The sequence below is a fragment of the Corynebacterium callunae genome (genome assembly GCF_046592015.1).
GTDB lineage: Bacteria > Actinomycetota > Actinomycetes > Mycobacteriales > Mycobacteriaceae > Corynebacterium > Corynebacterium callunae_A.
The window spans coordinates 1-477 of record NZ_JAWVOB010000028.1 but is presented as its reverse complement, the minus strand read 5'-3'; the positions used below and the strand labels follow the sequence as shown (position 1 = coordinate 477).

Here is a 477-nt window from a genome sequence, read left to right as displayed (position 1 = left end):
AGCAGGATCAACGTCCTGAGCACCACCAAGAACACCAGGAACAACAGGGTCAGCAGGTGTGGCAGGTTTCTCCTCCGGGAATAATGACTTCCCCAATGACATTCGCTGATATGCCTCAACCCGAGAAACCCCTAATCGCTCCACCAGGTAGTCCACTGTTTTCGCTGACCCCACCCTAGCGCCCGCATTGGCACGCTCAGCCATGACCGCTACCGCAGCGTTGATGACACCTCGCTGGTTGATGACGTGTTCTAGGCGGGCGATATCTGCCTCGCACTGGTTAAACATCTCTGCAGACATATCTGCTTGGAGGGCAGCAATAAGTGCTTTGAAGTGTGTATCAAGTGCATCAACATGGTGCGCGATGGTCATTGCTGCCCCCTTTCCTTAACTAAGTGTCCCCCGACTGCAATCTAACCCCTATTTTAGTCGCTTAAATATTCGGTAGCAATAGTTTGAACGAAAATTTTTTCGAAC

General features: G+C 51.2%; 1 pseudogene. It reads right to left on the bottom strand.

The annotated features are described in order from the left end of the window. Nucleotides 1-372, bottom strand: a pseudogene (locus SFC07_RS13245) (hypothetical protein); the annotation flags it as partial. Nucleotides 373-477 lie beyond the last annotated feature (105 nt).